Origin of the sequence: Mucilaginibacter sp., assembly GCF_028288225.1 — a bacterium.
In the GTDB taxonomy this organism is placed as follows: Bacteria; Bacteroidota; Bacteroidia; order Sphingobacteriales; family Sphingobacteriaceae; genus Mucilaginibacter.
Map to the genome: position 1 here is coordinate 35,201 of NZ_JAQBOC010000054.1, position 20,243 is coordinate 55,443.

A 20,243-nucleotide genomic window follows, 5' to 3' on the forward strand; every position below is an offset into this window, starting at 1 on the left:
GCTATTATTATATGTAGTGCCAATCAGAACTTCGTTAAAAGTTATTTCGTAATTTAAGCGGGACGCTTAATTTGGGGCATTTAACCGCTTGGGCGGGAAATAGCTTACGCATCATTTAAAATTGAATAAAAGTATAAATAAGTATGGATGAAGAATTGCGGCCCTTATTTTGGGATTTTGTAAAAGAATTTTTCGCGATGGAAAATTCTTTTATGAATAATTTCAGAATATCTCGAATGTACCGTACTGGATATTACATCCAACAAGGAGTAAAAAGAGATGCTCAACAAAAGCAATATTTAAGCGGAACGATAATAGATCAACCTATTTTTTGCATGGTTATTGCAAATTTTATTTATGAACTGTCCTCCACGAAAAGAATCTATGAATATTTTGCAAATAATAAATTATGGATAGAAGATTTTAAATCTTATGAGGAATGTCAAAACTATATTCCCTCTATGATAAGCAAAATTGCCGGAGGATTCTTATTTCGAAATTTTGAAATAAACAACTACCAATTTATAGTAACGGAAAGTTCGTTTGATATTGCCTTAAAAGAACTAATTGCCTTCTTTAATCAAGACTTTGTTAGTTACGATCAATTTATTCATGTAAAAAAGGTAAGTGGTGACTTGAACGAAGCGATTCTAACTAACCAAGTAAGCCTGGTTCAGGCGGATTACGAGATGGCTAAGTTTTATTCTATAAATTATTCAAGACCAGAGCCAATTATAGAACTTGAACTATACGAGGGCGATTATCTACTCAAAGTCAAAAGTCAAATTCCTAAGGATTACTATACCTTAAAAAAGATTAGGTTATTGCGGGATTACGAGATGTATATACGAGATAAATGGAAATATTTACCAATTTTAGGTATATCGGGCTATCTCGAATTAGGTAAAATTATTTTGAATAGTTTTGATTGGCCTATCATGAATTACAGAGTAATTGGGCCTTTCGGAAACGAACATTACCATTTAAAAAATGAGACTACGGCAGCCATTACCGATGAAAGGCTGCAACATTTACAATATGCCGCTAATATCATTAGTGACACAGAAAGTTTTAAAGACCTTGACAAGAGAATTTTATACTCCATCGAAAGGCTAACTAAGTCTAAAGCTGCAAAAAATATCGACGATCGAGTGGTTGATTTAGCAATAGCTTTTGAATATCTGATTAACACTGAACATACTGAAGTGACACTTCAACTTTGTTTGAAAGTTTTGAAATTGCTGGACGACAATAATAAAGATGATAAAGTATTTGATAGTTTGAAGAAATTTTACGCCCTTAGGAGTAAGGTTGTGCATGGAAATGATAAAATCCCGAATAATGCTTATAATACTTCAATAATTGATTTGGCGGAACTTATCGTTCAGAAAGCTACGCTTCGCATGATAATATTGAATAAAGTATATTCATTTCCAATTATCGACAAAGCATTGAAAAAAGCAATTTATATATCAAAACCATTATCTGACTTATTGGTTGAAGCCAACTTGCCAAATTGATTAAACGAGTAAAACAATTCTCTTGATTGCATTTCAGGTCTGGATATAATCCTCCTCTTCTGAATGAGAATGTAGCGCGAGCCAAAGAGATGGGGTTCGTGCCCGCCCGCTAAGTAGCCACCATTCATGCGGCGATGTCCTTCCCAAAACATTGAGGTTCCCTGATTGTCCTTCGCAGAGTTTGCTTTCCCGAAACAAGTTCGGGACAGGCTGTTCCTCGCAATGACGCGCGGTGAGGATTTCGCGGTTTATTTCACCCCTGGCCCCTGGCTGAACGGTTACCAAAAGCGCAAATGCGATTCGTGACTTCCTGTGCAATACTAACAATCATCCTCATCACCCTTATCATCATTCCAACATTTAATCCTTATAATATTGGGGTTATCCGCCTCTTGCGGCAGGTCCCTGATTTTGCCGATAAAAACCTGATCCTTTTCATTGGCCCAGATCTCATATTCCAGTTCGCCGGGTATTTCGCCGGTGAGCACGGTGCGGGGTGATATTTCAAAATATCGCATAATCATCAGGATTGTGCGCCCGGTCTCTGTCAGGTCCTTAAAAGTTTTGTCTGCTTTGGCTTTAGCGGCTTGTACCTTGCGGTTATAGCTGATTATGGCGTCTAAGTCGCCTAAATTGCTTTGGCTGGTGTAAGGCGGCGGATCGTCCAACAGGTTTTTGAAGCGTTCATTGCGCGCTGCAAACAGCTTTGTGAGTTGGTAGTATTGGCTGCACCAAGCAGTAAATTCACCGGTCATGGTTTTAGTGTTTATTGGTTATGGAAAATATTTTTGCGGGGGTGAGGGCATAGGTACTCGTAATGGCGGGTCGGAAAGAATGGCTAAAGCCACCATATCGTCATTGCGAGGAACGAAGCAACCTCTGCTTAGGACATTCAACAGACCTTAATTTCGATGGGATCTTACGGCCGCTGTTTGGTTGCCACAATGCTATTGCTCCCTGATCTACATGTGTAGAGTTTGCTTCGTTCCTCGCAATGACGCGCGGGAGGAGGACTCCCGCCTTACGTCATTGCAATAACGTACTTAAGTCGACACTGCGCTTTTGTCATCTCTTCTTCCCCGGATGGAATTTTTGCGCGTCGTTGTCCGTAATATTTGATCCAGCAGTTCCGGCGTGAGTAGTTTATCAATTGTTGATGTATTGCGGTCGCAATCGGGGTTGAACTTTAAATGCTGCGATGCTTTTGGGTCATTGGTCATTACGTCATTAATCGTTGGTGGGGACTGTATAACCTCCGCGGTTGTGTGCTCCGCATCAGGCCTTTCTTCATACGTTATTCCCGGCTCCGAATACCCCTCCCTACCCTCCCAGGGGAGGGAATCGCACAAGGCCGCCGCTTTTTCATCCGGACATTTCTCCTGGTCATTGGTCATTACGTCATTGGTCATTAATGCATCTGCACATCCCTCCTCATCCGCACATCCACCCACCCGCATATCTGCACATCCTTCCTCATCTGCACATCCTTCCTCATCCGCACATTCACGCATCTGCATATCTGCACATCTGATAAGGCGGTTAACCGTGGCCAGGCCTATACCCAACTCCCTGCTGATGTCGCGCTGGCTGAGTCCTGCAGCGGAGAGGGCGGCTATTTTATCGGCCAGTTGCCGGCGGTCTGCGGTGGTGCGGCTGAGCAGGTGATGGCGTTCGGCGCTGTTGCCTTCGAACGTGAAGTGCAAAAACGTGCCGGGTTTTTGGATCCGGCACAGGCATACGTTATCGGGGCCGTAGCGCTGGCGGGTGTTGCGCTGCTTGATTTGTTTCAGGTAGCAAAGATCAGTGTCGAGGGTGCTTTTGCCTATGGCGAAGGCGCTGTCTGCAAAGTTGATGAGCAGCTTGCTGCCGTGCAGATCGTCGGCGGTGATGGGTTGTGTGGCGTTGCGCCGTTTGGGGGTATGCGCCAGTACGAGGATAGACAGGTTGTGATCGGTTTTTAACGCTTTGAGGCTTTTCATCAGCGAAAGCGCCACCGCCGAATTTTCGGTGCCGCCGCGCAGGCAGGTAATGTTATCGATAATGAGCACGGTGGCCTTACTTAGATTTACTTTATATTCAATGGCGGCAATGAGCAGGTCGTTTTCGTCGACATTGGGGGGCGGGTCGGGTATGAAATTATACTGTGCACGGAAAAAATTATCCGAAAACCGGTGATCCTCGTCGCCCTGGCTGTACCGCAGCCCAAACTGGGCCTGGCTCAACTCGAAATCGATGTAGAGCACCCGGGCCGGCGGCGCCTGGCAGGCAAAAGGTGCAATGCCTTGCCCGCGTGCAATGCTTTCGCCAATCTGCACGGCCAGCACCGATTTGCCAATATTGGTATCGGCAAACAGCATACAAAGTTCGCCCTGGTGCCAAAGCTCGCCAAACAGCATTTTGGCCTCGGGTTCGCGCCGGGCCAGCTCCAGCCAGCGGTTGCCGTTTTCAATGGTAAACATGCGGCGACAGTCTTCGGCGCTGGGTCGTGTGGGTTCCTGGCGATTTCTTTTAGCCGGACGGAGGGGCAGGCCGCGGCTTTCGGCGCGCAGCTGTTCGACGATGGGCGGGCGTTCGGAAAGTGGGTTGGTTGGCATGGAGATAACGTTTACATCAAATTTAATTGATTGCAGCCGGTAATGTGCTGACAGTGTTTTGTCAGTAGTGAAATTTAACCACGGAGACGCGGAGAGAAAACACGGAGAACACAGAGAAAAAGAAATCTTAAGTTGAGAAGCCGCAGGTATTTTATGGGTTGTTCAATTAAATTAATTCGAATTGACAAGCTCAGTGCGCTCTGTGAATTCTCAGTGCCCTCTGTGGTTAAATCTGCCAGCTCTGTTCATACCCAAACTATTCGTTACAGAACCAATTTTTCAGGACGGGACTGCAACGCTTATTTAAAATCGTTTGATTACCAGTTAGTTGTTGATTTGTTAAAAGTAAATCGGCTGATAATGAGTGTGTTTCACAACGTTCCGGGTGTTCCATACAAAAATGGAACGGTAACCACGAGATACCGGAGAAGGTTCTGAGGAAAGGAGGAATAACAAATTACTACAAAATCGTAATTCGTTATTCCAAAATGGTAAATCAATTTAATCCTTCACCGTTGAGCCATCCCTTATTTCATCAGATGCCAGTTTAACTACCAGGTCGCCAGGTTTAATATCGCCATATACTTCAACTTTATCATTAGCTGCAATGCCTCTTTTAACGCTAACCCATTCAGCTTTATGATCAACTACTTTTATTACAAATACTTTTTCTGTAGATATAGCTACAGCAGTTTTTGGTAATACAATGGTGCTATCGCGTGATGGCAACGGCACATTCACCTCGGCAAACATGTGCGGCAGCAGTTTTTTATCTTTGTTATAAACGTCCATTTCCAGGCGCTCTGAACGTAATTTTTCGTCAAGTGCACCTGCAAGGCGCTGGATCTTTGCCGTAAATATTTGATTTCCCAAAGCCCGGACCGTAAAGCTCACTTCGTTCTTATTTGATAAACCACCTGTAGAGCTTTCAGGTACTGAGATCACCAGACGTAATCTTTTCTGATCCTGCAATACAAACAGCGGATCTGTGCCCTTACCACCCGGACCAACATAAGCGCCCAGATTAACATTACGGGCGGTTATAACGCCATCAAACGGCGCCCTTATTTCTAAATAAGCAACGCTTGCCCCTACTTCTTTATAGGCAGATTTAGCTGCCTCAACATTAGCCAGGTCTGAGTTCTTTTTAGCCTCGGCCTGTTCCAGATCATTTTCCGAAACAGTACCCGGGGTTTTGCTGGTGCTCAGCAAACGGTCATAGGTTGCTTTGCTGGCAAAATAAATAGCCTGCTGCTGCTGGATACGTGATTGCGCACCTGCCAGTTGCGAGTTTATTTCGGGTGCTTCCAATGTTGCCAATAGCTGCCCCTGGTGTACTTCTGACCCTATATCAACCAGCAGTTTTTTTACATAGCTGTTCACCTTTGCATAAAGATCAACCTGCTGGTATGGGAGCAGTTCGCCCGGAACTGCTATGGTTGAGCTCAGCTTACCTTTTTGCACAGGTACAAGCGTTACAGCGGGGGTTTCAACCGCATCTACCTCTTGTACGGTTTGTGCCTGTTCCTCCAGTTGTTTTTTATTGGGACCGCACGAGGCTACTAAACCTGCGCTTATAAATAACGCCATTACGGCAATTATGGATCTATTTTTTTTAGTGTTCATGGTGATGCAAGGGGACATAAAATTTACTTTCTTTATCTTCAGGGTCTAACGAAACAGAATCAGTTGTGGCATTGCCTTGTACCCAGGCAAATACAAGCGGTAATATTAAAAGTGCGGCAAAGGTTGATGCAAACAAACCGCCAATAACCGCACGGCCCAGCGGCGAGGTTTGATCACCGCCTTCACCAAGGCCTGATGCCATCGGGATCATACCTACAATCATGGCTAAGCTGGTCATTAATATAGGCCTCACACGCAGGGCAACAGCTTCGCGTGCCGACTTAAGGGCATCGCCATTGTGTTTTCTTAATTCCTCGGCATTGGTAACCAACAGCACCGCATTTGAAATGGATACCCCTACTGACATGATCATACCCATGTATGACTGCAGGTTAAGCGTTGCCCCGGTTATTTTAACCAGTAGTAACGAACCAAACAGAACCGCAGGAACGGTTGATAAAACAACCAATGAAACTTTAAACGATTGAAAATTGGCAGCCAGCATCAAAAAGATAACTAAAATGGCTACTATCAAACCTGTTTGCAAACTATCAAGGGTATCAGTTAATGTCTGGCTCATGCCGCGCAGCTCAACAGTTAAACCACGGGGTAATTTACCTAATGATTTAATAGCTTTATTCACATCATTAGTTGCGGTACCTAAATCCATTTTATTAATGTTAGCTGTTACCGAAAGTGTGGGTACAGCGCCAATATTATCATCTTCGCCATAAGTGGTATCCTGTTTAATAACAGCAACATCACCTAAAACCGGCCTTGGCTGGTTGCTTAATACCGGGATCTCGCGGATATCATTCAGGCTTGCCATTTTATATTCAGGCACCTGCACCTGCACCAGGTAGCTTAAGCCCGCCTTTTCATCAATCCAGTTATTTTTTTCGGTAAACCGGGATGAGGATGTTGAGGCGGTAAGCGTACGCGATATATCATTTATGCTCACACCTAATTCCGCAGCCCTCACACGGTCGATATCTATGCTGATAGATGGATATTTAAATGATTGTGCTATCTGCACATCGCGCAAATAATTTATGCTATCCAGTTTTTTTACTACTTTATAGGCATAAACAACATTTTGCTTTTTGTTTTTGCCGGTTAGTGCCACCTCGATAGGTGTTGGTGATCCCTGGCTCAAAATTTTATCAGTAAGCTCTATCGGCTCAAAAGAAACCTGTACATCCGGCAGCGCCTTTTTCATAGCCGCCCTGAAACGCTCTTTCAGATCATCCAAATTTACTTTATAGCTTTCAACCAAACTTACCTGCATAACAGCCTCCTGCGGACCGGCCATAAACGTGTAAATAGGATTTGTTGAGAACGATGAAGGGTGCGGACCAACCACAGTTGATGTTATTTCGATATTTTGTTTACCTACCAGGTTTTGTAATACTTTTAAAGCCTTAATAGTATTCACCTCAGTACGTTCAAGCCGGGTACCATCGGCACCACGAAGGCGTACCTGGAAAGTACCTGAATTAACTTTCGGCAATACATCGTGCCCGATAATACTGAACAGTAAAAATGCCAGTCCGCATGCTACAAGTACATATGCACTAACTATTAGTTTACGATTAGGCAGCATCCTGTCCATAAAGCTGAGGTACCTTAGCCTGAACTTATCAAAACGTGTAAGCTTATGCCCGTTCCCAACTGTTTCACGCTTAATTAAAAGCTCCTTTTGCTGCCATGCGTCGCCTTCATCCTCTAAAGCATAACCGTCGGCATGGCTTTTGTCCTCGTGAGTGTTTTTCATTACCCAGTTGGCCATTATCGGCACAAATGTTTGTGCCAGCAAATAAGAAATTATCATTGAGAATCCTATAGCCAGCGATAGCGGCAGGAACAATGCACCCGGAATACCCGTCATAGTAAATGCCGGAGCAAATACTGCCAGGATACAGAACAGGATGAGCAATTTAGGAAATGCAATTTCCTTACAGGCATCCCATATGGCCAATGCCTTAGGTTTGCCCATATCAAAATGCTGGTGAATATTTTCGATAGTAACCGTTGATTCGTCAACCAAAATACCTATAGCCAGCGAAAGCCCGCTCAACGTCATAATATTGATGGTTTGATGGAACAGGTAAAGGAAAAATATACTTGAGATAATACAGGTAGGAATAGTTAATATAACTATCATCGCACCCCTTCTATCACCCAAAAACAACAATACCATTAAACCTGTAAGCACGGCGCCTATAGCACCTTCCTCGGCCAGGCTTTTAACAGCGTTTATTACATATACCGATTGATCGAACACAAACGACAGCTTAACATCAGGCGGAACCAACGCCTGGAAGCGCGGCAATGCCTTTTTAAGGTTCTGTACCACATCCCAGGTTGATGCTGATGCTGCCTTGGTAATTGGCAGGTAAACAGACCTTTTGCCGTTTATTAAAGCATATCCGGTGGTTACATCGGCGCCATCCTCCACAGTGGCTACATCATGCAGAAACACTGTTTGGACACCATTTTTGTACAAGGGGATGTTTCCAAAATCGGGGATATCTTTAATGGTAGTATTGGCCGGTGTTAAATAGTTATAGTCGCCAATGCGTACGTTACCGGCAGGGCTGTTCTGGTTATTATCACGCAGGGCCTGCACTATCTGATCGGGCGTTAAATTATGCGAGCGCAGCAGTTCCGGGTCAACCTTAATTACTACCGTGCGCTGGTTACCTCCAAACGGGGCCGGGGCAACAAGGCCGGGAACTGAGGTAAATGAAGAACGCACATAAACCAATGCAAAATCAAGCAACTCATTATTTGACCGGGTCGGACTACTTAATACCAGCTGCCCTACCGGTAACGTTGAAGCATCAAACCTCAATATGAATGGCGGCTGTGAACCCTGCGGGAAACCTGCCTGCGCTCGATTAGTGTAACCCGTGACCTCGGCTGCAGCCTGGGCCATGTTGGTACCTTCATAAAATGTTATTTTTATTAAGGTTAAACCTTGAATATTTTTTGTTTCGATACTTTTTACGCCTGATACAAACAGCAACAGGTTAACGTATTGCTTACCAAAGTAAGCCTCCATTTGGTTAGGGGTATAACCACCATATGGGTGCGATACGTAAATTACCGGCAAGTTCAAATCCGGAAAAATATCTATCTTAATGTTGCGTACAGCATTTATACCAAAGAAAAACAATCCTGCTACTATAACCAGTATGGTAATTGGTTTTTGCAGCGCACCTTTGATCATTCCCATTATTTATTTTCTGTATTAAAAGTTATTTATAAAAATCCCGAAGTCGCCTGTTGCGGCGGCCTTAAACAGTATTGCCTGCCAAACATTATTCTGGGTTATATCCTTGTCAACCTCGGCACGGTTTAGCACATAAAGCGCCTGCGTAAAATCAACTATATTAGCCAGTCCATTTTTGTAAAGGGCATATTTTTGATGATAAGCATCAGATGCTGCTCTCACTTCTTCGGGCACTTCATTATAATTTTTAAGTGCACTGCTGATGCGCGTTTCGGCAAGCGCCTGCTGCGCAATTAGCTGCTGGCTAACCAAATCATACTCGTCTTTAAATTGCGCTGATGTGTATTTTTGCGATTTTACCTGGTAATGCACCCTGAACGGATTAGTAATGTTCCATACCATACCTATGCCAACCAGGTAATTATAACGGGTGGGATCAGCACCAGCGCCGTAGCTGCTGCTGTAATCATTTAAATTTGACCCATAATCAGCTTTAAAGCCCGATCCCCTGCCCTGGTAAGTACCAAAGAAGCTGAAGGTTGGGTAGCTGAAAGTACTGTAATATTTTGCCAGCTCGTTGCTTACATTTATGCGGTTCTGATAAAACTGTAATATCGGGTGATTTTCAGGATTAACTGTTGATTGAGGATCGGCATTTGCAGGTGGCCGGGTCACAAAGGCGCTATCCAGCTCAAAACCCTGAGATGGAATGCCAAGATATATGGCAAGCTGGTTACTTTGATCCTGCACGGTTTGCCTGCTGTTGGTAAGCATTATGCGGGCATTTGATACTTCCGCATTGGCCTGTGATGAATCAACACCGGCATTTAACCCATTTTTTACGCGGGCCACCACCACCTTTTGCAATTCGATGGCTCTTTGAAGGTTATCTTCTGCTGCTTTGCTCAGCTGCTGTGCCGCCAGTAAATTTAAATAGGTGCTTGCTACCCGTACCTTGTGCTGAAATTGTTCCTGTACAAGGTCGGTCTCGTCACGTGATACTGCGTTTTTTTGTACCTGTACTTTCTCTTTTGCCTTGCCGAATGAAAAAAAGTCCCAGCTTACATTGGCTAAGTAAAGAGAACCAAAAGCAGCGTTCCAATTTTGATTTGGCAGTGCCGGGCCTGATGACACAACGCTTAAACCATGATAACCATACGCCGGACCATTTTGCCCGTTAATTGTACCATAATCCTGCTGGGCCGAAAGATTTACATCGGGCAGCTGCTCCGTTTTGGTTTCTGTTAAGAATGCCTTTGAGGCATTAAGTTGATTCGCTTTTGCTTTAATGGTACCATAGTTTGCCAGTGCAAGTTGTTCGGCATCCTTAATGGTAAGTAGTTTTTGGCCTTGCGCCTGTGAAACAATTAAAACACTCAAAAAACCGAAGATTAAATGTTTTGAAGAGGTGTTTAACATAAGTGTAATTTTTACACGACAAAAGTATAATTCACATCTATATGAAAAAAATGAATTAATTTTGTGAGAATCATTAATAAAAGTAATAATGAATATTGCACTGCATCATTTCCGCCTTATTGATACCATCTCAAAAGACGGTACTTTAACTAAAGCAGCCGGTACTTTGCGTTTAACGCAGTCTGCTTTAAGTCACCAGTTAAAGGAGCTGGAGCGTGAGCTGGATGTGGAAATATTTAGCCGCCAGGGAAAAAGATTACATTTAACTGAACAAGGCTATCGTTTTTTGCGAAGCTCGGAGAAGATCCTGGCCGAAATAAAATCGCTTGAGGAAGACATCAATAATTATAAAAACGGCAGAACCGGGAACCTGAGCATCAGCATGCAATGCTATACCGCATACCACTGGTTGCCCGGCATTATTAAGTACTACAAAAAGCAATGGCCTGACATTAACATCCAGATAATGAGCGATGCAACCCGCAGGCCGCTGGAGTTTTTGATGAACGGCGACCTCGACATTGGTATCATTCGTACTCAAATGGTGAACACCAGGATCCGCTATGAACCTATTTTTGAGGACAGACTTGTAGCGGTTATCTGTAAGGACCATCCGCTTGCACAAAAAGATGTTATCGAGATCTCCGACTTCCAGGACCAGGAACTGATACTACCGCTATATGACCCGTCATACCAGGATACACCGGTGATTGAATCACTGATCCAATCGCAGCATGTAAAGCCCAAAACACTGCACCGCATTCATTACACTGATGCAACTATTGAAATGGTAAACGCCGATCTTGGTATGACCGTTATGGCCGACTGGATTGTGGAGCCATACCTGCAAGGTCGTAACATTGTTACAAAGCCCTTACACCATAGTATAGCTAAGCGTGCCTGGTTTGCCGCTACATGCAAACAAACCCCGGCTATTCAAAACTTTTTAGAGTGTTTAAAGATGTATTTCTCGGGCGCTGATATGAATGTTGAGGAAATTGAAAAGAAACAGATAATAAAGGAGCATGTAATTCAAAAGCAAATTGTAGTACCCCCGGCTGCTAGATTCAGCCAGGAAGCCGTAGCTTTTAATTCAGTTCAGGATATAAGGAATTATCAGTATTGAATTAGAGGCTAAAGGCGGGAGATTAGGAAAAATCCAACCCGTAATGCCGAATTTATTTCGGCACCCCACAGGACAGGTCGTCAGCATGCGGGTTACTTAGCAAGTGGGGTGCTGAAATAAATTCGGCATTACTTTTTTTTAAAAATCCAAGTTTAAAAGCTTCAAATGAATTTACCAAAGTTCCCATTATTAATTTTATTCATTTTTTTTAATTCTCCACTTTTCGCCCAGCACCCGCAAAAACCCTTCCCTCAACATGTAAAATACTTTCCCGGCAGCATCAAGCCAAATCATCTTGCCCAAATTCAACTGGATAATACAATAAAAAGCTTTTACACCCAATGGACAAAGCGGTTTATAAAAAACGCACCCGGCAAGGCTGAAAGCTATATATGGTTTGAGAACAAAGATAAAAAGCAATGCGTATCTGAAGGGCAGGGATACGGGATGATAATAGTGTCGCTGATGGCGGGTTATGACGCGTCGGCCAAACATACTTATGATAACCTTTACAGGTACTTTAAAGCTCACCCTACCGGCAAAAGCAAACATTTAATGGCCTGGGCACAATATACAAACGGCAAAAGCACTGATAATACCTCAGCCAGCGATGGCGATATGGATATAGCCTATTCACTTTTACTGGCTGATAAGCAATGGGGCAGCAAAGGTGAGATCAATTACCTTGAAGAAGCTAGGGCTGTGATCAATGCCATCATGCAGTATGAGATCAATCATGAAACATGGACGGTTTTATTAAGTGATGGGATCGAATCAGAGAGTAAGGACTATTTTGCTACCCGCTCCTCCGATTTTATGCCTTCGCATTTTAAAGCATTTGAACAGGCAACGCATGATAACAGGTGGGATAAGGTTGTAGATGCCGGCTATAAGCTTTTTAAAGTAATGCAGGATAATTACAGTCCGGATGCAGGGCTTATTCCTGATTTTATAGTCAACCTAAACAAAAAACCAAAACCAGCCCCTGCAAATTTTCTGGAATCGCCCTACGATGGCTATTACAATTACAACGCCTGCCGCGATCCGTGGCGTTTGGCTACTGATTATTTATTAACCGGCGATAAACGTTCGAAACAAATAGTAGATAAAATAAACCGATGGATAAGGACCACTACCAATAACGACACTTACAACCTGTCTGCAGGCTACACTTTAGCCGGGAACGATATTAAACACCGCTATTTTGAGGCATTAAGCTTTGTTGCGCCTTTCGCAGTAGCTGCCATGGTTGACGGAAAAAACCAATCCTGGCTAAATAAGGTTTGGGATTACCTGGTTGCTTTTAAAATGAAGGATTATGATTATTATGATAACAGTATTAAGCTGGTGGACATGATAATTGTATCAGGAAATTATTGGGAAGTGAAGTGAAAGAATAGATGCGGGATTCGGAATGCCGATTGCGGAATGAAAATTTATAAATCGCCCCTTCAAGCGTCATACCTGTAAAAGTAAATTTTGGACACCTGAACAGGCCAAGTTTAATTTAGTAATTGAATCATACTAAAGTTGTATCCTGAGTTAAATATCCCTTTAGAAACTTTGGTAAGGGAATATTAATTTAAAAGACCAGCAGTTTTTAAATCATTATAAAACTACACCAATTAATTTCTTTGCCACTTCCAGCCCGCTCGTCAACGCCGCCTCAACCGTGCCCATGGCCGGACCTTCATATAAATATTCGCCGGCAAAAAATATAGTGTTGCCAATAGATTCATTCAATACTTTTCTTGATGCAGGTGCTTCAACAGTATCATAAGCATACGAGCCACGGGTAAACGGATCGGTTGTCCAGTTGACTATATCGTAGGCTACCAGCTTATCTTTAAGTTCATCAACGCTTCTTTTAAAGATATTACTCACTGATTGTAAAGATTGCTGCAAAATTTCTTCGGGAGGTGTGTTTTTCTTTTCGGCTGCAGCCGGACCGCCTAACCATCCGGTTAAAACCGGGCTGTGCTGGGGCGTCTGTGTCCACCAGGTAGGGATTACTTCATCCGATAATACGAACCCCATATTCTTTAAACTTTTGCCTGCCAATTTTTCAGTTGCTTCATCTTCCCAAAATGGCTCATCAAACCCGAGCAGTATTTTTATGATGGCGCCATACCCCATTAACCCGATAGCTTTGCTGTGTTCAACTATTTCCGGGGTAAAGTTTACAGCTCCTTTTTCATTTTTACCGGCTTGCAAAACACCTAATGGCAATGCTATAAGTACCTGTTCGGCTTCATATTCAGTTCCTCCATCGGTAATTACTTTTACTTTTCCCGGTTGCCAATAAATCTCTTTAACAATTGAATTCAGGCAAATAGTTGCACCTGCCTCCTTGCATTCATTTTCCAGGTATTTTATCATAACACCATATCCACCCTTAACACGGCGCTGCGCGCCTTCATTCTCACTTTGCCATTCCTCGCGTAAAGCAAAAGAGCTTGCTTTGTCAGGGTCGGCAGTATCATAGCCGGAAACAAATTTTATTACCGACCTTCTTAATTCCATGTATTTATCCCCCGGAAATTCCTGCTGCAGAAAATCGTTTATGCTGATGTCGTTCTTTAGTTCGCCAAGTTTTCTAACCACTAAATCCCAATCCTTAAACTCACCCTCTTTACTAAATTTACCGTTTTTGTAATGCCACATTTCTGCCGTTGCAGAATTGTAGAGAATATCACCCTCTTTTAGCAAATTCAATGTAACAGGCAAATCGCCGTGAATAAACTCAGCTCCAAGTTCGGTGTTTGTAAAAAACAATTCCTGATTTAAAGTGTGGATGCGGCCACCACACCGGTTGCGGGCTTCCAATATGGTTACCTTTTTGCCCGCTTTTGATAAAGTGCGGGCAGCCATTAGGCCAGTAGCCCCGGCACCGATGATGAGGATGCGAGAGTTGTTCATTATATCGTTTTACAAATTAGCCGTGCATAAGTTGTACTAACCTTATAGTTACATAATATACTCGGCTTCTGTTATTCAAATCTCGAATTTCTCCAGGCATTCAGCAACATATCTCCCTTATCTTTATCAACAAACATCATAGTTACAGTAAGTTCTTTTTTATCGAACAACCTATTATACATTAGCATATTGATTACTACTTTATTAGGTAAAGTAATCAATATATTCAAACGGATAAAGGTAAGTTTGTCAATTATTTCTGTAGAAAGACTGGAATCTAATTTGGCAGAAGGCATTTGCTGTTTAAATGTTTCAAATAAAATATTATATACTTCTTTACTTACTTCAGCATAATTACCATCCTTTATGGTGTCAAAAGGTTGCGAATTTGATTCAAAATAATGCAGTTGATCGGCCCTGAAAGCAAAAATTGGCGTAGAATTGTTTTCAATTTTAGAGTCAGTGGTTTTTTCCATTGCATTAACTCCCTTTTGTTGAAGCTTCGTATAATCGTCAGCACTTAAACTTTTAAAGTTATTAGGTATAGTAATATGCCAATTAAACTCTTTGTTAAAAACTTCGTTTTTTGAGGTACCTATCTGTCCAAAGCAAATATTTTCAAAAAATAATAGGGTAATCAACAGTAGAAGGGTACGCTTCATTTGGCTTTTTTATTTATTTAGGATAAAGATAATGGGAAAGTTTAAGTTAAGAGTCAATATAAGGCTAAGTATCAAAATCAAATATCAATTTCCGGAATCATAAATAGCACAAAGCCCCGGCAAAACCGGGGCTCAATTGTATCCAAAGATCAAATTTTACTTAGCCATCAATCCAACCACCTGTTTCTCCAAATTCCATCCCTCAACTAACACCGTCGGCTGCACGCTGCCTAACCTTGCTAACGGGGCACTTACAGATACGGTTATACTTTCGTGCGGGGCAAGGGTAAAGTAATTGGCTGTCCAGTAGCTTGGCATTACTTCTTCACCATTTTTCATTAGTTGCGGGCGTACAAAAAATGCAAGCTTATTGGTACTGTTCGTAAATCGCATTGTCCATTTATTTTCGGCGGCGCCCTTTTCGGCTTTTGATACTTTTACATCAACTTTAATGGTTGGCATGTTGTTCAAAGCGGTCAAATCATTACCGGGGGCCATCCAATATACATTGTGCGAAAGGGTCTTGCCTGCGGCATTTATTAAATTCAGCACAACAAAACTTACGCCTTTTGCGTCGGCTAACGCATTTTTTAATTTGATCACTTCCTGTGTACCTTCATCTGCCAGTCCTATATGATCAATGGAAAATGCATTTAACCTTTTACTGTCGATGTCGTAGATCTCTGCTTTTGCGGTTAACATGCCTGTTGCATGGTGCATCCGGTTTATAACAGCAGCTGTTGAATCATCCTGGTTAAACTGGATGTGCAGTGGCTCAACAGCATTTTGCATAGCGTAATAGCCTGCGTTAGGCTCAAGGTACCAATCGTAAATTTGCCATACCACACTTGGCAGCGCTGCATTCAACTTCCATAGCATTACACCTCCCGTTTCGGTTAGCTTATGGCCTGCGGCTTCAAAAATCCCCTGGTAGCCTACGGCATTCATCAGTTGCATTTTGTCGGAGAAATTAACCATGGTTTTAGGTTGCCCATATCTTTTCACCATTTCGCTGTTATACTTATCGTAGCGCGCTGCACCTGTTGCGGCATCGTGGTATCCCCAGCTATCATTCAGCGGGAAAGGCAACTTGGTATCCCAAACCAGGTTGGGGATAGTTTTGGCCAGCGTGGTGTATGGCGGTTGTGACGGGATCCCGGTTTCATCTTTAAATACCCAGTCACCGCCGGCATCTGCTTTTTTGTAGTATACTTTAGGATCTTCCCATTGATACGGACCGCCACTGTAAACGCCCGATGGCTGGTCATCCGGCCATGAACCTTTCCATCCATCAGGTAATTTTGCAAAACCTGATGAGCTTGGAATATAAGGCCTTGTACCGTCAAGGTTAATAATATCATCCCGCATTGCATCGTATAGCTCTTTACGGGCATGGCCCTCATTTCCGCCAGTCCAAACCAATAAACTTGGGTGATTACGGATGCGGTATATGGTACTTGCTACGTTTTTGATAAAAACATTTCCTTCCAGCGGCCAATCCGGCGAGCCTTTAAATTCTCCCTGCGTATCGCCGGTAACCCAAAAGTCCGACCATACCATTTCGCCATATTTATCAGCAGCATTCCAAAATGCATCCGGCGGGGTTACACCTCCACCCCAAATACGCACCAGGTTTACATTGGCATTGCGGCAAAGGTGCATTTCATAATCATAACGGGCCGAGTCGCGGTTAACCATCATATCGGGTACCCATGCGCCGCCGTTAAGGTGCACCCGCTTTCCATTTACATAAAACTCGCGGCGGGTAAATTTATTCACCATGGTGGCCTTTGAGCTTACTGTACGGATGCCGAATACAAATGAGGTATCATCAGCAATACCGTTAGCATCTGCATACTGCAGGCGGATCCGGTACAGGTTGGCCCTGCCATAGCCATTTGGCCACCATAAATGGGGCTGACGGATAATCAGCTGGTTCACTTTGGCAGCATCCAGGTTAACAACAGATGAGCCGCTTGCAGCAACTTTTACGTTTTGCGAAAACTGGACGGGTAAACCTGTAAAGTTTTCGGGTTTGATACTTACAATCAACTTGCCGTTTTTGGCGGCTTCACTATGGTTTGATAGTGTCAGACTTAATGATAGTTTGGCAATGCTTGTATCAGGCAAATTAGGCAGATCAGTTACCAGCTTTGGGCGACCGATTGTAATAGCACCTGTAGTACGCAGGTAAACCGGCTGCCAGATCCCCATATTACGATCACGTACCGGCGGGATCCAGTCCCAGCCAACGGAGCAAAGCATGGTTACATTTTTCCCTATATCGCCGGTTGGGCCGCCATTTTCATAAAACGGACCTAAAGCTTTTAGCTGTTCTTTTGCGGGATAGCCTGCATAATCCAAAGGATAGATCTTTACAGCCAGCGCATTTTCGCCACCCGCATTAATTGCACTGGTAACATCCAGGTTATAATCAGCAAACATGCCAACCATTTGTGTCGAATCAGCTATTTGTTTACCATTAACCCATACTGCTGCACGGTAATTTATTCCTCTAAATATCAGCTGAAAATGGCGCCCCTTATCACCTGCCGCCACTTTAAAGGTTGTGCGGTACCAATAAGGTTTTTTCCAGGGATTTGGATCATTTGGCAAATGGCTGTATTGCTCCAAATTATACTCCTTATTAAACTGATCCGATGCATCAGGAATAAGCATATTGTTTAAACCCTGGTAAGGATCCGGGTAAATATGATTGGCAACCAGGCCGGTAAGTACCGTTGAAGGTATCTTAACCGGCAGCCAATATACGGGCGAGTGGTATTGAACACTTGAAAGCTCTTTACCATCAGCACTTATCAGCGCCGACGATTGCAGATCGAAATTAGTTAGCTTGACCTGTTTTACACCCGCATTTTGAGCGAATAATGGAACCGGTAAAATTGCTAGTGAGATAAGGCCAAGAACAGCCAGGCAGATCAATTTTTTCATCAGTATAATTAATTTAAGCCAGGGATAAATAATGGTCCCGTCAGCAAAATTTACAACTGTAAATCTAAACTAACTAAAGCTAAGGGTAAAATGTACTAATTTACCCTTTTATTATATTATTTTGAATTAATAGGGATTTTGATGGTGTAATTTGCATGAACCCTTTAAGTCAGAAAATCTATACAGCTAATTATGCTAAGATTTTATTATTACCTGTTGGATAAAACTTTGACCCGACAGCCGGTGAAGTCATTTTTATAAATATTATTTCTCAGCGCTATAACCCAGATAATATTATTTTAATAAAATAAACCTTAGATTTATATATTGTAACATAACGAAATTATTACAATATATCGCCAATGTTACAATTGGGAATTTAAGGGTTAAATTACACATAAAAACCAGTTTTTTACTTCATTTTCCAGCATCATTGTCAATTGTGGTTTACACCCTACCACCATCACTTTTTAAGGATTTTCATAATTTTAAAAGAGAGGCTGATCACTTTCAATCAACATGTTTTAGTAACATTTATTGAATTATAAACATCGTTTATGAGCGTAATGAGTTTATTAAAGCTTTAGAATCCATATATAATTCCCATTTAATACGAATTAAATAAGCTTAAATACCAGTTCGGTATATAAATAATATTAAAATGACCAAAAAACAAGCATTCCGGTTACTTATATTTTTGATACCGCTGCCTGTATTTTTGTCTCAGTGTTTAAGGTCATCTGATAATCACGATGACCCTCGCGGCCAGTTATATGCCGGCGCAGCAACCTGTGCAAGCTGCCATAAGGATGTTTATAAATCCTATTTACACACAGCACATTTTGTGGCTTCGAGACCTGCTGCTGATAATACCATACAAGGCAATTTTAATAAAGGCTTTAATGAATTTATTTTTAACCAGCACCTTAAAGTAGTGATGGAAAAACGCGATAGCGGTTTTTATCAAACCAGCTATGCCAACGGTAAAGCTGAACAATCGCAGCGTTTTGATATTGTGTTTGGTGCTGTAAAAGGACAGAGTTATGCATACTGGCTTGCCAACGAGCTATTTCAGCTACCGATATCCTACGTTAGTAATACTAACTCGTGGATAAACAGCCCCGGGTATGACCCAAAAAGGGTTGCTTTTGAACGGGCTATTAATACGCGTTGCCTTGATTGCCATTTATCGTATGCAAAATCTGCACCTCCGCAGCTTCCCGGTTTTTATGACGGTGTGGAAGGCTTTGAAAAGCAGTCATTGATTTTTAGTGTTGATTGTGAAAGATGTCATGGACCGGCAGCACAACATGTAAAATTTCATACCGATAACCCGGGGGAAAAGAAAGCTAAGTATGTTGTTGCATTCAATTCTTTAAGCCGCGAGCAAAAAATAAATGTGTGCGCTATTTGCCATTCTGGCGCTACCAGCAAGATGGTAAAACCTACTTTTGGCTTTAAACCAGGTGATCCCTTATCAAATTTCATGGAGGCAAACAAAACAGTCACGCAGCAGGATTATAAGAATATTGATGTACATGGCAATCAAAAGTCATTGTTAGAAAGCAGTAAATGCTTTATTAGCAGCCAGCTTGATTGTTCAACATGCCATAATGCCCATGTAAACGACCGTGATAAGCTAACACTTTATGCTGCCAAATGTATGACCTGCCATAATAGTAATTCACACGTTCAGTGCAAATTAACCGGGAAATTAAATTCATCAATGTTGATCAATAATTGCATATCATGCCATATGCCGGCTTTTACTTCAAAAAGCATTGTAGCGGGGCAAGCCGCTACACTTATCCATACGCATCATATTGGCATATATCCCGAAGAAACTCAAAAAATATTGGCTTATTTAAAAATTAAAACGAATAAATAAGGGTGCAATTCAAGTTGTAGCTAACCTGCTGGTTTTTGGCTAAAGCCCTTAACTTTTATTTTATCCTTATCCGCCCCATAAATGGGACGGCAATGAAGTTGTCTGCTATTTTTTTCATTCATTGCCGTTGGGCTTCAGCCAACGGATAATGGGCGATCAAAATAGGGCTTTAGCCAAATTCTGCGAGGTTTCAATAATCTAAGCAGATAGTTAACGATTGAGTTATAGCTTTTGGCAGCAATTTGAATTGCACCCATAAATAACAGGTAACAAAAAGCCGCAACAAAGTTTATAACCTGTAG

The 20,243-nt window shown here is 42.4% G+C and carries 12 protein-coding genes; 4 read left to right on the plus strand and 8 right to left on the minus strand.

Translation table 11 applies throughout. From position 1 onward, the window contains the following. Positions 1–143: 143 nt before the first annotated feature. Positions 144–1,520, plus strand: coding sequence for a HEPN domain-containing protein (locus tag JWQ54_RS16260; RefSeq protein ID WP_299586744.1), 1,377 nt, complete (start codon positions 144–146; stop codon positions 1,518–1,520). Positions 1,521–1,840: 320 nt separating this feature from the next. On the opposite strand, the gene JWQ54_RS16265 is transcribed toward JWQ54_RS16260, so the two are convergent. The 5 genes from JWQ54_RS16265 to JWQ54_RS16285 all read right to left on the minus strand — a co-directional run bounded on the left by JWQ54_RS16265 (position 1,841) and on the right by JWQ54_RS16285 (position 10,355). After that, entirely contained in the window at positions 1,841–2,275 is a 435-nt protein-coding gene (locus tag JWQ54_RS16265) for a hypothetical protein (protein WP_299586746.1), read from the minus strand. A gap of 288 nt (positions 2,276–2,563) precedes the next feature. Continuing rightward, positions 2,564–4,114 carry an AAA family ATPase gene (locus JWQ54_RS16270; RefSeq protein WP_299586748.1) on the minus strand — a complete coding sequence of 517 codons (1,551 nt, stop codon included), beginning with the start codon at positions 4,112–4,114 and terminating at the stop codon, positions 2,564–2,566. 501 nt (positions 4,115–4,615) lie between these two features. Then, positions 4,616–5,740, minus strand: coding sequence for an efflux RND transporter periplasmic adaptor subunit (locus JWQ54_RS16275; protein WP_299586750.1), 1,125 nt, complete (start codon positions 5,738–5,740; stop codon positions 4,616–4,618). Further along, a complete protein-coding gene (locus JWQ54_RS16280) occupies positions 5,730–8,978 on the minus strand; it encodes an efflux RND transporter permease subunit (RefSeq protein WP_299586752.1) in 3,249 nt (1,082 codons plus the stop codon). The genes JWQ54_RS16275 and JWQ54_RS16280 overlap by 11 nt, the downstream gene beginning before the upstream one ends. Positions 8,979–8,993: 15 nt before the next feature. Continuing rightward, a complete protein-coding gene (locus JWQ54_RS16285) occupies positions 8,994–10,355 on the minus strand; it encodes a TolC family protein (RefSeq protein ID WP_299586755.1) in 1,362 nt (453 codons plus the stop codon). Positions 10,356–10,482: 127 nt separating this feature from the next. Here JWQ54_RS16285 and JWQ54_RS16290 point away from each other — a divergent pair, with 127 nt between their 5' ends. After that, entirely contained in the window at positions 10,483–11,520 is a 1,038-nt protein-coding gene (locus JWQ54_RS16290; RefSeq protein WP_299586758.1) for a LysR family transcriptional regulator, read from the plus strand. A gap of 165 nt (positions 11,521–11,685) precedes the next feature. After that, entirely contained in the window at positions 11,686–12,912 is a 1,227-nt protein-coding gene (locus tag JWQ54_RS16295; RefSeq protein ID WP_299586761.1) for a glycosyl hydrolase family 8, read from the plus strand. Between the two features lie 216 nt (positions 12,913–13,128). Here JWQ54_RS16295 and JWQ54_RS16300 read toward each other — a convergent pair whose 3' ends face one another. From JWQ54_RS16300 to JWQ54_RS16310, 3 genes are all read right to left on the minus strand, one after another. After that, positions 13,129–14,439, minus strand: coding sequence for an NAD(P)/FAD-dependent oxidoreductase (locus JWQ54_RS16300; RefSeq protein WP_299586764.1), 1,311 nt, complete (start codon positions 14,437–14,439; stop codon positions 13,129–13,131). Positions 14,440–14,510: 71 nt separating this feature from the next. Continuing rightward, on the minus strand, positions 14,511–15,101 hold the full coding sequence (locus JWQ54_RS16305) for a hypothetical protein (protein ID WP_299586767.1): 591 nt from the start codon (positions 15,099–15,101) through the stop codon (positions 14,511–14,513). Between the two features lie 156 nt (positions 15,102–15,257). Further along, on the minus strand, positions 15,258–18,053 hold the full coding sequence (locus JWQ54_RS16310; protein WP_299586769.1) for a sugar-binding domain-containing protein: 2,796 nt from the start codon (positions 18,051–18,053) through the stop codon (positions 15,258–15,260). A 661-nt stretch (positions 18,054–18,714) separates the two neighbouring features. Here JWQ54_RS16310 and JWQ54_RS16315 point away from each other — a divergent pair. Beyond that, on the plus strand, positions 18,715–19,941 hold the full coding sequence (locus tag JWQ54_RS16315) for a multiheme c-type cytochrome (protein WP_299586771.1): 1,227 nt from the start codon (positions 18,715–18,717) through the stop codon (positions 19,939–19,941). Positions 19,942–20,243: the final 302 nt, after the last annotated feature.